The sequence below is a fragment of the Actinoplanes sp. TFC3 genome (assembly GCF_001553785.1).
In the GTDB taxonomy this organism is placed as follows: Bacteria; Actinomycetota; Actinomycetes; order Mycobacteriales; family Micromonosporaceae; genus Actinoplanes.
Genome location: NZ_LOJP01000002.1, coordinates 972,411 through 985,562, shown reverse-complemented (window position 1 = coordinate 985,562; position 13,152 = coordinate 972,411). Strand labels below are relative to the sequence as shown.

Here is a 13,152-nt window from a genome sequence, read left to right as displayed (position 1 = left end):
TCTTTGCCGCTAATTGATCGTCCGCGTATTTCGGCTCACCCCTGCGTGAATTGGACGGACCTGCTGTGCGCCCCGATCGAGGCGGGCCGACCTAGTCTGGTATCCCGCCAAACAGGACGAAAGCGATGCCATGCAGGCCACTGTGACCGATCACCGTTCCGACATCGCCGTGCTGCGCCTCACCGGCGAACTCGACTCCGACACCGCGAACCGGCTCCACGATCTGCTGGCATCCCTGCTCGAACGCCCGGTCCCCAGAATTGTGGTGGACCTGTCCGACGTGAAATTCTGCGACTCCGTGGGGCTCAGTGCCTTCATCACGGCCAAACAGGTGATTTCCGCTCGGGGCGGGTGGCTGAGCTTCGCCGGCTCGAATCCGTTTCTGACGGGGCTGCTCGACACCGTGGGGCTGAGCCGGTACTTCGCGATCTTCCCGGAGGTCGAGGACGCGATCGCAGCAGCGCAACTGTGAAGGCCCGGAGACGGCGTCTGAGATGCCACCTCCCGGCACGCTGGTATAGAGATCAGCGTGAGCCCGGTGGAGAGACGTTCAGTTCCTAGGGAGCAGGAGGGGGCAAGTTGCCGCCTGTTGCGCTGAGGCCTTTCCGGAGCGGCAGCGACGATGACTCGGCTACCGGATCAACTCAGGCGGGTGACCAAGAGCGCGACCGCTGTCTATGGTGTCGATCTAGCACCAGCGATCTAGCGGGGGACCATGAGCGACTTCTACGTCGATGCCGGTGGCCTGAATGGCGTCTACAACCAGTTGGTTCGGGCTTCGGGCGATGCCTCCGACACCCTCGCCTACACCCAGCAGCACTGCGACCTGCCGGCTGTTTCAGAAGGCTTCCTGATGATGCTTGTCGGCCCGCATCAAGACGCGTACAAGAAACTCACCGGAGCCCTTACAAAGCTCGCGGAACTGACGCAGTCCGCAGGCACTCAAATCAATGCAGCTCAAGGCGACTACGCACGCACAGATCACGCCTCGGCCGCGAGGCTCGACGCCAGTTATCCCGGCGCGGAAAATCCGGGTGTAGTGGGTCGCATGCTCGCTCAGGGACGCCCCGACCTGCAGCCCTCCCGGTCAGCCTTCTCCGACGTGGCCGAGCCGGTGGGCCACCTGAAAACCCCGAGTACGCCATCGGTATCGAGATGTGGTCGATCAACCCGCTTGCGGATCTGCTCAGTCCCGCGGCGTGGTTGCGGCAGATCAGCGTTTGGCTTTTCAGCTATGACCCGCTCGAAGGCTGGGCCACCGACATCAGCGGGGACTGGAAGGCCTACACGCACTGTGCGATGGCTATGAACAACATCGGTGGGGCTACCGCTGATGTTGGCAGCAACCTTCTGGCCGGTGCCAGAGACGTACCGAATATTTGGCGTGGCAAAGCCGCCGAGGCCGAGCAGGAATTCCAACTGGCTCTCGGCCTCGCGGCCGCCGGTCTCAATGACGCCTGCGCCCAGTACAACAAGCTGTATCTGCAAGCCGCCGAGGCGGTAAAAAGCCTTGTCGACGTCACGGCCGGAATGATCACCGATCTGCTTGACCTGCTGATCATCATCAACGCCGCTTCCGCGGCGGGCACTGCGCTGATCGAAACAGGCCTGGGCGCGGTAGCTGGCTACAGCGTGGCGGCCTACTACACGTGGCAGGCCTACGACCTCTACAAGGTCATCTCTGAGTTCTATGGCAACTGCGAAGACCTTCTCAAAGTCATCTCCGGGACCATCAACACCATCCAAGCGGATCTTGCCGTCAAGGACCTTCCCGCCGTGCAGCCTTACAAGCACCCCGCCGGCTACTAGGCCCCAGAGGAACACGCAATCCATGAATGGCGACCTTGCTGGGCAGCCGCTGGCCCGTGCCGTCCTGCGTCACCTCGCCGACACTCGGGGCAAAGACGACCCCATGGGCTCGCTGGCAAGAATTGTCCTTACCGGCGAAGCGAGTCTTCGCGCGGCTGCCCACAACGCTTGGCACGCGCAGGGGCTCGCAACGGCCTTACAACAGGCTATGGATGAGCAGAGCCAGATGACGCCGGAGGAGCGAGCCGAATACGAAAGCGTTGCTCGGCGACTTCAGTCAGCTGATGCGGACGATAGCGGTGAGCACGCGGAGGATGGCAGATGAACACCCTCACTCGCTGGCGCTTCGCCACTCCGTTCGTCGTCTTCTCTGCCCTTTTCCTGTTCGGCACTGCCCTCGGGGCCTGGGCATATTGGTCCGGGTGGAGCCTCGCTGAACGCCTCATCACCGTGTTTCTCGGCGTCATGTTCGCGCTGAGTTTGGGCATCAGCATTTCCATCGGCGTCGATCGCCGTATCCAGGACACGCCCTGGCTTCGGATGGGAACCGTGGCGGTGTTCTTTGCGCTGGCCTGTGGCGTCTCTCTCGTGCGCCGGAGCCTGTAAACGCACAGCAAAAAGGCCGGACCAGCAGGTCCGGCCTTGTCGCGGTCGCTCAGCTGAGCTGGCGGAGGATACGAGATTCGAACTCGTGAGGGTGTGAACCCAACACGCTTTCCAAGTCTGCGAGCCGTCGTTCGCGGTCGATCGCCATCGTCCATGAACTGCGCAGCCGAAAAAGTTGGATGCCCGGTGAACGATCCCAAACGGCATTGAACGAGACGGAAACTGAGACGGCGCCGGCATGTCCGGCATGGAGGGCTGCAACCGCTCCGGCGCTCAGATGATCATGCTGACGTGGCGAAATGGCGATGATCGCCCGCAACTTATACATTCGATCGAGCCCAGCTCCTGTAGGCGATGATCGACTATCGTCGCCCGGCTCTCGGTGCTGCGGTTAAGGGCGGTGCAGCCCTCGACGAATCCCGCTGCCCGGTTAACTCGGGTAAGGGCTTAGCGTGGGACAAATCTAGAGACAAGCCAGTACAATGCGTTCGTGGCCGAGTCTCCGGAACATCAATTCCTTTCTCAATGCGTCTCAGACACTCTTAATGATCTTGCGCGGACCAATTTGTATGCCTACGTGGAAGCTGAACGTAGAAAGTTTGACTTCGCTTGCGAACTTGTAAGGGATTGGTCCCGGCCTCTGGTCGGTCAGACACTGTGGAACCATACTGCTGGCCTTGACAAAGACATTCGTACGATGCTCCTGGATTCTGAGGCCGAGATCTGTGCTTATGTAGCCAGGGACACAATGAAGGGCAGGCGCCTATTTTCTGAGGCGATCAGAGATTTTCGCGCGAGCGGGATGCCAATCTCGCCACACAGGCTCCGAGTCTTCTGGGTGCCGCCGGACTTCGACGCCGACGATGAAAGCCAAAGAGATTTCGTTAGGAGTCTTCTGGGCGACAGGGTTAGCCGAGACATCCTGATGAATGTCGTGTTCGGCAATCTTACAGCCGAAGACGTTCGTTTTTTCGTCAGGACGAGTGGCACACCTGGCCTTCACTTTTCCTTGCTTCACGCTATCTCAACTAGTCGCGATGAATATTCTCGGTTGAAAGATTTGGCAGAGAGTTTGGATGTGTCGCAGGGGGCAATTAGGGAAAGGCTGATAAGGCTTCTTGGATCCGGTTTTCTAAGTCAATTTGGAGGAGGTGCCACTCTGGCACAGGCGACAAGCAAAGGCCGCCTCTTTCTTGATTTATCATCCCAGCTTTGGATTGAATCGAGGAAGGGTGTATTGAGTGACGAGTTGCTTCACATCCTTCGCCTTCTAGAAATGGTATTCGATCCGAAACGGAACGAGCTTGCTACTTCTACTCTGCACTTAGCTGGCCCGGCATTGACCGAAGATCCATCAATGGTGACCGCTCGGATTATTGCTACCATCGACGCTGCCGTCAGCAGGTGGGGAATCGACATCGAGAACATCGAGCACATATCAGCTAATCCGCGGGCCGAATTCAACCCGTACCTAGGAGAGGGGAGAAGACAATTCGTTGAGCGAATAAGTGAAAGAAAGTCCGGTCAATGAGCTTGCGGGTCGATGTGCGCTAGCCTCAGCCGCGACCAAGCTACCCCATGTTGCACACCCCACTCGCCGTGGGAACGTGGCAGCAACGAAGCCTAAACCGGTCTATGTGTAATTTTCCTCAAAGGAGTTCGATCACATTGAATTCCGCCGACCTAGCGGTGGTTGACGCGGAGATTGACGACGGGCCTCGTGAAACTCCGACTGGGAGAAGCCTTTCGAGGTATTCACCGAACTCGTAGAGTCACATGCTTCCTCCGGCTGATTCCGGGCCTGTCACGCCTAGGAGCATGCCTCAACGCGCCGCTTAGCCACCCGACCGGATGGCATAACTCGACAACGTACCCGGAAGATGGCACCTTAGCCGTCGTGAGTGATGATGTTTTCCCGACCCATGTCAAGCGGTCGTTGCGCTATCTGGCATTATTGAATGCCCAAGGCATTGAACCTACGGTTGATCAGCTAGATGCCTTCGCGCTCCATCCAACGCCGGTTAAAAAGAGTTCATACTCGCTCGTCTCGGCGATCGCTTTGGGTGAAGAGAAATTGTTGCCAGTTTCGGGTTACATGCAGCGGCTGGGCTGGCTACGCTTGGGAGAGAGATCTGGCGTTCGCCTTACAAGCCTTGGGTCCGCTCTTGCACACGCGCTTGAAGACCAGAGTGGCCGTACCAGGTCCGGCCCTGATACCACGGTCCTAGACCTGACGGATGCGGTATTAACGCCTGACGACCCAGAAACGTTCGAACGTTTTACACGCGTTGTATCGGAAGCCGGCGAGGCCGTATTGGCTGATCCGTACTTCAAGGCGAGTACCATTGGATGGGTGCTTGCCTCCACAAATATTAGCCGTATTTTAATGAGCGATAGGGGTGCCTTGAGAGGTGGCGAGAGAGGCGTCATCGCGGCAAGGCTTGCAGCTCCTGACATTGAGAATAAAATAGAAGTAAGAATGACGTCGTCCACAGCATTTCACGACCGGGCGCTAGTTGCTAAAAGCGGTGAAGTTTGGCTGTTGGGTACTTCATTGAATGGTGTTGGACGCCATCTTTCCTCGCTCGTTCGTCCCGATCGTGAAGTCGGATCCATCTATCGTAAGCGCATTGAGTCTCTGTGGGATTCGGCTAGCGTTATCGAGCCGCAACCAATAGTTGAAGTCGACGCCGCCACAAATTAAGATCGCCCGCTATGTATGGTAAGGGGTGAATCAGCTACCCTTTGATGAACTGTACTGATGCGGTGGATCGCTACGCTGTCATGCCACGGCGTTGAGACGGCGCTGCCCATTCCGATCTTGCATTCTATGTGGATAATCTATGTATGACTATCGGTCTACCGGAGGACGGGCGCGCCGTCCTGCAAGACTTCTTGTACGTTGACACCGCTAGAGTGCGGTCCTTGCTGGGGCAGCTCAACCAAGGTGTGCCGGACAAGGTTGAAGAGGTTAGTGAGCGTCTTCGTCGCTGGGGATTGGGCGCCTCCGTTGGATTCGCCAAAGCTGACGCCGGTCGCCAATCTTCCAATCGCCAGCAGGAGACCCGAAGTCTTGCTGAGTTGCATTTCGCAATGTTCGAAGAAGTAGCCCAAGCAACCGGTTTCCTGCATGACATATCCAACGTTGCGAAGAACTCTTTGAAGTGGGAAAACGGCGCAGTTCAGAAGTTTGCTCCAGAAGGATCCATTATTCGTATCGAAGCTCCTTCGACAATCATTGATGGCCACTACTTTTCTGAAGTGGTAGGACACTTAATAGACTCTGGACAGCTTGGAGATTCCCAGTCGAATGCGAAGGCTGTTCATGCAGTGATGAAGGCAATGTACCCGAAGGGTGTCGTTATCAGGATAATGCCATGTGGGATTAGGAAGCCAAATCACGGCTTTGTCGGGACACTTCTCGACTCGTCTGAATACATAGGGCCGGAGCGCAGTGCCTTGCATGGCCGATATGGGAATGAGGCACGTGACTGGATCACCGTAGGCATCGTTTCACGTATTGGTGCTCGCGTTGATCCTAACAAGAACTTCGTTCCCGATGGTCTAAGAGGCGCTCAGGGCGGCGCATTCGAGCGCGATAAGCTGGATAGCCTCGTCCAAAACTTTTCTAGCCTAATGGAAGCGCATGGAGGTAACGAATCTCCGGCGTACCCTGGCATGGCCATTGTCCCCCTGGCCGTCTATCGGCCTATAGTTAGTTTCGCTCCCGTAGGAATGAAGTATGGAGATTTCTCGGCGTAACTATTATCGGTTGAACAGTGGCGACCGCTTCAGTATCAACTCGACACTCTAGATGCGGATAAGTCTTAATATTGCTGTCCTGTATCCTGAGAGTAATTCACTCATGAACTGGAGTATTGACGTGGTTGCAGTTGATCGGACACTTGTCTTGCTGAAACCAGACGCGGTTGCCCGCGGCCTCATTGGTCGTGTGCTGCAGCGCTTCGAGGACGCCGGCCTGAAAGTGGTCGGGACGAAGATGGTGCAGATGGACGCCGAGTTGGCGAAGAAGCACTACTTCGACCTGGAGGAGCGGTTCGGCAAAGAAGTCTTCGACCTCACCGCCAACTTCATGCAGCTTGGGCCGGTCATCGCCCTGGTGCTCGAAGGCGTTGACGCCGTTGCCAACGTCCGTCGCCTGGTCGGCTCGACGTTCCCGGACCAGTCCGCTCCTGGCACCATCCGCGGGGACTTCGCGCACATCTCGAAGGCTTACTCTGAGGCCAACAAGGTTGTTGCTGCGAACCTCGTGCACGCCTCCGGCAAGCCGGACGAGGCGAAGTACGAGATCGACCTGTGGTTCAGCGCCGCTGAGCTGTTCGACTACCAGACCGTTGCTGAGCGGTACACGTTCTGATGGTTGACGAGGAGATCGACCAGCGGCCTCCGCTGAGCGAGGTCCGCAAGGCGTACGAGGACGAACGGTTTTTCCAGGACGATCGGGCGGCGGCCGAGTATGCGTACGCGCTCGCTGTGCGTCTGCGGGAGATTGGCCTTCTCTCCGAGGCTCGGCACTTCGCCAAGGAGTGTTTGGAACTCATCGAGTCGTTGCCGGCTAACTCCCTCGAAGACGTCGTCTCTTCGCGTCAGACCGTGGGTGGCGTGCCGCTCCCGGACCATTTCCATGACGGTGTGGTCCGGTCGCGGTTGGCTGACCTTCTCGACGCGGCGTAAGACGACCCGCTAGCAGGTCAGCGGAGGTTCGCGTCTAGGTGCTCTTGCACCGGGCCGAAAAACGGGTATGGGACGTTGGCGGTAAGGGTGGCGCGGTCGCACCACGCCACCTCTGCCAGCTCCTCCTCGTCGGCCACGTATGCGGTTCCCTCTACGACCTCACAAGCGGCGTAGAGCATGGTTCGGCCGGTGTTCGGGTGCACGCGTTCGCCGAGGTTGCCTGTCGCCCGTACGGTCAGGCCGGTTTCTTCCTTGGTTTCTCGGATCGCGGCCTCTTCGCCGGACTCGCCGGCCTCGACCTCACCGGCGGGGAACTGCCAGGAGAGCTGGCCTTCCTTCACGCGACGGCGGACCAAGAGGACTTGGCCGTCGTTGATGATGACGGCCGCCGCGATGGGTGGGCGTTCGTCGGTGGTGGGCTCGCTCATTCTTCCCCTTCCAAGGCGCGCAGCACTGGCGCGTAGATGCGTTGTTTCGGGATGAACCGGGTGACGTCTTCCTTGGGCGCCCACAGCGCTGTGGTGTTCTCGATGACGTCGCGGTTCTCGACTTCGCCGGCGAGGTAATCGCAGAGGAAGTAACTGGCGTTGACGCCAGAGAGCGGGTGGACGCGGCTGCCCAGCTCGCTGCGAACGGTGCAATGCACGCCGGTTTCGGCGAGGGTTTCGCGCACAGCGACGGTCGAGGGCGTCGCGCCTGGTTTGACGATGCCGGCCGGGAACTGCCAGTCGATGCCGCTTGGGTCGGCGTCTCGCCGGCAGACCAAGAGGACGTCTGGTTCCTTGGTCACCACGGCGATAGCCACTGCCAGCGCGACAGCGCCGCCGGCCGCTGCTTCGGCTTCGGCGTCGTCGTCGGCCTTGAGCTGGCGGGCGAAGCGGAGCTTGGCTGGCTCGTCCGCGCGGCTGTAGGCGGTGTCCAATGCCCGCTGCAGCTCGGGGCGGATGATGATGTCGGGGCGCTCACTCCAGGACGCGATGGTGCGCTTCGCTACGCCGATCAGAGCGGCCATTTCGTCTTGCGACATGCGCAGTGCGGCTTGCAGCGCCGTTGCGTGGCGGCCGGTCCACTGGTCGATGACTGTGTCTCGCGCCGGCTGGTTCATGCGGTGGCCTCTCGGTTCCGCTGCACGGCCAGGCGTGCCTGCGCCGGGTGGTGGTGGCGCAGGTTGGCTGTCATCGGTCAGTCGACAACCGTGAGGTTGGTGCCGGCGGGGTAGGTCTCTATCTCGCCGTTCGCCCGGCTGAGCGTTATCGCGGCCGTCGCTGTCACGCTGTCCCCCGACCGGATCTCGACCTTGTCAGGTATCTCGGCGACGAACGTGCCGTGGCCGTGGCGAACTTCCACTAGCCCTTCGGCTCGTAGGACGGCGAGGGCTCGGCGGACCGTCTCGCGCGCTAAGCCGAACTCGTCGTGGAGGTCTTTCTCGGAGGGCATCCGCTGGCCGGGTGGTAACTCACCGCCACGGATTCGATCGCGAAGCATTCCGGCAAGCTGCCGGTACGCAGCACCTTCGCGATCAGGGGTAATCACATGATCACGGTAGGTGTATTCGTGCTGTGATGTGGCCGTGTATGCGTATAGACGTCTAGACTTCTGTCATGACGCGTTGCGCCTGCCTCAGAGACGGTCTTCTGCCAATGAGGCCACTTCGATAAGGGAGTCAGAACGGTGGTTGCTCAGCCTGTCACCAAGCCTCGCAAGCAATGTCCGCTCTACTGCACGACGAACCACAAGCATGGAAGCGCCGTCCATGCCCACCTCATCGCCGAGGTAGGCGTCCACGACGAATACGCGCACGTCGCTGTGAATCTCATCCAGGAGGAGCGAGCCGATCGCATCGTGCTGGCCTTGGTTAACGGCCTGGACGAGCCCGCAGGCGCCCATATGACAGCCGATGAAGCCCTTGCGCTGCGAGACGCGCTCAATGTCGCTGTCGCGGTATTGAAGCGGACGTAGCTGCTTCACCGACACGCAAGCCCCGGACGCGTACCGCGTTCGGGGCTTGTTCTTCATCAGGACTGCACTATGGGTGCATCACGAGCGGTTCTTGCCTCATCGGCAGCGCACGTCTTTCCCGGTTGACTGGGTCTCACCAGGAAGTGGCGCTCAAGAAGGAGGTGAGAGAAGTGCCTACTCAGGCTTCGGTTGACCCGCGGCGAGGGCGGGATGCTTGCCAGTCTTTGATGGCAGCCGGACGCCAGACGGGCGACCGGCCGAACATCCGATCCGGCGCCGGCGCTTGGCTACGCGAGACGTAAGCCGCCCACGTGGCACGACTAATCGGCGCTCCTGCCGATCGCAGGAACGTCAGCACATTCTCGGTCGTCCACCAATCCTCTGGCAGCTCGCCGCTTGTCTCGGTCATCAACGGCGAGGGTACGCGATCGCGCTAGCGATTCTGCCGATGACCACTTCCTGAACTCCTAACTCTCGATCGTGTTGACATCGCTTGCTCGAATACAACTTCGCGTTGTAGCGTCGCGCCATGAACACAACTCGACGTTGTACTCGTCCATCGATGCGTCCGGTCGATCACCGCACCGGAAGGACCTCCGTGTACCGCAACCACATGCCTGATGAGCCCACCCCGGCCCACCTCGCCGCCATCGAGCGCGAACAGCGACTTCTCGAAGCTGAGGTCGCCCTGGTCGATGCTGAGATCCGGTTCCTGTCCGCAGAACCAGGCCCCACCCAGCTCGATTGGCGCCGCCTCCGTCGCGCTCAGAACCGCGTACTGCGCGAGATGGTCAATCTCATCGAGCGCTACCTCAGCTCGATCGACGAGGTGTCCTGATGAGCCTTGGAATCTTTTCGCTCGTCCTGATCGCCGTCCTGGTCATGCTTGGCATCGATCACAAAACTCGCGGGCGCATCGTCTTCGCCGCGATCTGCGCCCTAATGCTCGGGCTGGTCATCGCCGGCAGCAACGGCGTTCTCGTCGAGCCGTCGCGTGCACTCGTCGACGGCGTCCGTTCCGGCTTAACCGCCATCGGTCAGTCGCTGGGTGGCAACGGATGACCGACGTCCGACTCGGTCATGCGCGTCGAGGCTTACCCAAAGCCCTGACCATGTCCGGGCGCTATGTCCGCAGCCACCGGCTAAGCCATTGGGGAACCCATGTCTCGCAACGCTGAACAGCGACTTTCGATGATCCTGCACGCTCTCGGCGAGAACGCAGAAGATGTCGCTCACCTACTGCAGTTCGGAGGGTGGCGGGGACAGCCTCACAACATCAACGCTTGCCCCGTCGCTTTGTACCTCAGGACGGTCGTCACCGATGTGACGGACGCGGCCGTCAGTTCGGATCACGCGATGGTGCACACCTCGGACGGCGCCGAGGTGTCTGTTGACCTGTCGCCTGCCGTGGCCGGGTTCGTGCTGGCGTTCGACCTCGGGGCGTACCCGGCGTTGATCGAGATCGCGACCGACGAAAACGGCGACGTCATCGACGACCTCGACCGATAACTACGCCCGGGGCGCGGCCCATCGGCCTCGCAAACCAGTGGCCGCGCCCCGGCCCACCCGATCGGCTCTCGACCTCTCGGAGGAATCTCCATCATGGCAACCCCCGAACCCGACGACGAATTCGACTGGAAGGCTGCCGAGGCCGACATCATCGACTTAGGTAACGCACGTCAGAAACGCCGACCGGAAAACTGGTCGGCTGATATCGACGACGAACACGACAAGATCGGTGACGACCTGGTTCTCGTCGATCCGGCCGACCTTTACACAGCACCGGTCCTGAACCGGCGTCCGATAATTCCGGCGTGGCTGCGCTCCAAACCGGAAGCCGTCGCTGCCGTGCGTTGGCACATCAATTACGGCTTGTACGTCTCCATCTATCACCTCGCCAGGCTTCCGCTCTACGCCGCACGGCTCACTTACCGCGCGCCCAGGGGCGTAGCGCGAGCAGTCGCCGGTACGTCGCGCTGGATGTCCGATGCTGAGGGGCGGCCGGTTAGGCTCGCCGCTGTCCGGCGCGAGGACGCCGCAGACTATCTGCGACTGTCGCGCCAGCGTGACGGCCGAGTACGGCTGCGGACGTTGATCCTGCTGACCACACTCATGCTGAGTCTTTTTGTCGCGGCCGTGTTGCTGATCGCCGCGCCACGCTGGGCTTGGTACGCAGCCACCGTTGCCATCGTCGGCGTACTCGGATTCATCGGCTCGTCGGCGGATAGGCCGCTGATGGAACCGGCGGCTGTGAAGCCGCGAGTACGCAAGCTGACCGCTGACGTTCTCATGCGGGCGTTCCTGGCGGCCGGGCTTTGCAAGGCAGACAAACCGATCACGTTCCCGAGCCCGATCATGCGCGATGGTCCCGGCTGGCGCGCGGTGATCGATCTGCCATTCGGCACCAAGGCCGACACGGCGATCAAGAAGCGCAACGACCTTGCCGCCGGCCTCGACCTTGACGAGGTGCAGGTCTGGCCGGAACGGGTGCGCCGCACGGCGGGCTCGGCGCGGCGCCTGGCGCTGTGGGTTGCCGACGAAGACCCGTACGCGAAGTCGTCCGGTCTGTGGCCGCTCATCGCCAAGGGCCAGGTGGACATCTTCGAGCCGTTCCCGTTCGGGGAGGATCAGCGGGGTCGTACCGTCCTGCTGCAGCTCATTTTCACCTCGCTGTTGATCGGCGCGATTCCGCGGATGGGCAAGACGTTCGCGGCGCGGCTTCCGGCGCTGGCTTGCGCGCTCGATCCGATTGTCGAGCTGCACATCTATGACGGCAAGGGCGGTCAGGACTGGCGCTCCTTCGAGCGCATCGCGCATCGGGTTGGCTTCGGCGTACGAGATGAGGTTGTTCTTGGTCTCGTCGAGGATCTGCGCGCTCTGGTCGAGGACATGAACCGGCGGTACGACACCATCGCGACCCTGCCGGCTGACATCTGCCCCGAGTCGAAGGTGACGCGTGCTATCGCGGAACGGCGCTCGCTCAAGCTGTGGCCGGTTCTCGTGTCGATCGACGAGTTTCAGCGGTACAGCGGTCACGTGATCTATGGCGACGAGATCGTGAGCCTCCTGACCGAGCTGGGCAAGGTAGGGCCATCGGTCGGCATCATGCTCGCGCTGGCCACGCAGAAGCCGGACGGTAAGGCCGTTCCCACTGATCTGCGAGACAACATCGGTACGCGCTTCGCCCTCAAGACGATGACCTGGCAGTCCTCGGAGGCGGTGCTGGGCGCCGGCTCCTACACCGCGGGGTACGACTCGTCGCGGCTTCAGCGTGCGCACAAGGGCGTCGGCATTCTGCTCGGCGCTGATGACTCGGACGCCGTTGAGGAAGCCGTGACCGTCCGGACCAACCGAGTACCGATGGCCGATGTCGATTCCGTCATTACGCGGGCACGTGCGCTGCGGGAGAGTGCCGGAACGCTCACGGGCTATGCCGCTGGCGAGCTGCCCAGGGCGGATAGCTCCGCAGTGTCGTTGCTGGACGACATTCTGACCGTGGTGCCGATCAACGAGCCGAAGGTCTGGTCCGAGACCGTCGCTGCGCGGCTGGCCGAGCTGCGGCCCGAGGCGTACGGCGGGTGGAAGCCGGAGCAGGTGGCGACCGCGCTCAAGCCGTACGGAATCACGGTTGGTCGTCAGGTCTGGGGCACCGATCCCGTGACTCGCGAGAAGGCCAATCGCAAGGGCATCCATCGCGAAGACATCGCGGCGGCCGTAGCGGAACGTGATCGGCGGCGTCGAGCCGCATAAAGCTAGCAAGCCGCTAGGTCTAGCCCCGGCAAGCGCTAGGTCTAGCGGCACCGCTAGCGCCAACTGACCACTCCCACCAGGACGCTAGCGAACTAGCGCCCACGGTGAGCCACGCTCGAAAACGGCCCTGGAGGCAGTCCGTGGACGCGTTCCGCATCGCCGCTAGCCTGCTCTGCCCACTCCTCGCCATCGTGAATTTGGGCTATGTCGCGCTCTGTGCGTGGCGGCCCTTTCGTCGCTGCCGCCGCTGCTCGGGACGCGGGTCGCTCGGCAGCGAACGAGGACTGCGGCGCCGACCCTGTCACCGCTGTGACGGCACCGGAATCCGCATCC

General features: G+C 61.0%; 17 protein-coding genes. 12 read left to right on the top strand and 5 right to left on the bottom strand.

The genetic code is table 11. The features are described 5' to 3' along the window. The first annotated feature begins 142 nt into the window (after positions 1–142). The 3 genes from TFC3_RS31645 (at position 143) to TFC3_RS31630 (ending at position 2,415) form a co-directional block, all read left to right on the top strand. Complete coding sequence (locus TFC3_RS31645; RefSeq protein WP_236718566.1) at positions 143–472, top strand: STAS domain-containing protein; 330 nt, start codon at positions 143–145, stop codon at positions 470–472. Positions 473–1,155: 683 nt separating this feature from the next. After that, the gene (locus tag TFC3_RS31640) at positions 1,156–1,809 is read left to right on the top strand and encodes a hypothetical protein (protein ID WP_067509280.1); all 654 of its coding nucleotides are present in this window, start codon (positions 1,156–1,158) and stop codon (positions 1,807–1,809) included. Between the two features lie 321 nt (positions 1,810–2,130). Continuing rightward, positions 2,131–2,415, top strand: coding sequence for a hypothetical protein (locus TFC3_RS31630; protein WP_067509276.1), 285 nt, complete (start codon positions 2,131–2,133; stop codon positions 2,413–2,415). Positions 2,416–2,464: 49 nt separating this feature from the next. Here the strand turns inward: TFC3_RS31630 and TFC3_RS37550 are convergent, their stop codons facing one another. Beyond that, complete coding sequence (locus TFC3_RS37550; RefSeq protein ID WP_153040557.1) at positions 2,465–2,743, bottom strand: hypothetical protein; 279 nt, start codon at positions 2,741–2,743, stop codon at positions 2,465–2,467. A 162-nt stretch (positions 2,744–2,905) separates the two neighbouring features. Here TFC3_RS37550 and TFC3_RS37545 point away from each other — a divergent pair, with 162 nt between their 5' ends. The 5 genes from TFC3_RS37545 to TFC3_RS31615 all read left to right on the top strand — a co-directional run bounded on the left by TFC3_RS37545 (position 2,906) and on the right by TFC3_RS31615 (position 7,110). After that, a complete protein-coding gene (locus TFC3_RS37545; RefSeq protein ID WP_153040556.1) occupies positions 2,906–3,946 on the top strand; it encodes a hypothetical protein in 1,041 nt (346 codons plus the stop codon). Between the two features lie 366 nt (positions 3,947–4,312). Beyond that, positions 4,313–5,119, top strand: a complete 807-nt coding sequence (locus TFC3_RS37540) for a hypothetical protein (protein WP_153040555.1) — start codon at positions 4,313–4,315, stop codon at positions 5,117–5,119. Positions 5,120–5,340: 221 nt separating this feature from the next. After that, positions 5,341–6,177, top strand: a complete 837-nt coding sequence (locus TFC3_RS37535) for a hypothetical protein (RefSeq protein ID WP_153040554.1) — start codon at positions 5,341–5,343, stop codon at positions 6,175–6,177. A gap of 103 nt (positions 6,178–6,280) precedes the next feature. Continuing rightward, positions 6,281–6,793, top strand: a complete 513-nt coding sequence (locus TFC3_RS31620; RefSeq protein WP_067509273.1) for a nucleoside-diphosphate kinase — start codon at positions 6,281–6,283, stop codon at positions 6,791–6,793. After that, entirely contained in the window at positions 6,793–7,110 is a 318-nt protein-coding gene (locus tag TFC3_RS31615) for a hypothetical protein (RefSeq protein WP_067509271.1), read from the top strand. The genes TFC3_RS31620 and TFC3_RS31615 overlap by 1 nt, the downstream gene beginning before the upstream one ends. 17 nt (positions 7,111–7,127) lie before the next feature. Here TFC3_RS31615 and TFC3_RS31610 read toward each other — a convergent pair whose 3' ends face one another. From TFC3_RS31610 to TFC3_RS31595, 4 genes are all read right to left on the bottom strand, one after another. Next, positions 7,128–7,538 carry an NUDIX hydrolase gene (locus TFC3_RS31610; protein ID WP_067509269.1) on the bottom strand — a complete coding sequence of 137 codons (411 nt, stop codon included), beginning with the start codon at positions 7,536–7,538 and terminating at the stop codon, positions 7,128–7,130. Next, positions 7,535–8,215, bottom strand: a complete 681-nt coding sequence (locus TFC3_RS31605) for an NUDIX domain-containing protein (RefSeq protein WP_067509267.1) — start codon at positions 8,213–8,215, stop codon at positions 7,535–7,537. Before TFC3_RS31605 ends, TFC3_RS31610 begins: the two co-directional genes overlap by 4 nt. A gap of 77 nt (positions 8,216–8,292) precedes the next feature. Next, positions 8,293–8,643: a winged helix-turn-helix domain-containing protein gene (locus tag TFC3_RS31600; protein ID WP_236718564.1), complete on the bottom strand. Its 351-nt coding sequence runs from the start codon at positions 8,641–8,643 to the stop codon at positions 8,293–8,295. Between the two features lie 87 nt (positions 8,644–8,730). Next, entirely contained in the window at positions 8,731–9,126 is a 396-nt protein-coding gene (locus tag TFC3_RS31595; RefSeq protein ID WP_067509264.1) for a hypothetical protein, read from the bottom strand. Positions 9,127–9,631: 505 nt separating this feature from the next. Here TFC3_RS31595 and TFC3_RS31590 point away from each other — a divergent pair. The 4 genes from TFC3_RS31590 (at position 9,632) to TFC3_RS31575 (ending at position 12,819) form a co-directional block, all read left to right on the top strand. Then, on the top strand, positions 9,632–9,907 hold the full coding sequence (locus tag TFC3_RS31590; RefSeq protein ID WP_369819713.1) for a DUF6284 family protein: 276 nt from the start codon (positions 9,632–9,634) through the stop codon (positions 9,905–9,907). Next, positions 9,907–10,131 carry a hypothetical protein gene (locus TFC3_RS31585; protein ID WP_067509262.1) on the top strand — a complete coding sequence of 75 codons (225 nt, stop codon included), beginning with the start codon at positions 9,907–9,909 and terminating at the stop codon, positions 10,129–10,131. Before TFC3_RS31590 ends, TFC3_RS31585 begins: the two co-directional genes overlap by 1 nt. Positions 10,132–10,425: 294 nt before the next feature. Next, positions 10,426–10,578, top strand: coding sequence for a hypothetical protein (locus TFC3_RS38310; protein WP_161952708.1), 153 nt, complete (start codon positions 10,426–10,428; stop codon positions 10,576–10,578). 93 nt (positions 10,579–10,671) lie between these two features. Beyond that, positions 10,672–12,819, top strand: coding sequence for a cell division protein FtsK (locus TFC3_RS31575; protein ID WP_067509258.1), 2,148 nt, complete (start codon positions 10,672–10,674; stop codon positions 12,817–12,819). The last annotated feature ends 333 nt before the right edge of the window (positions 12,820–13,152 follow it).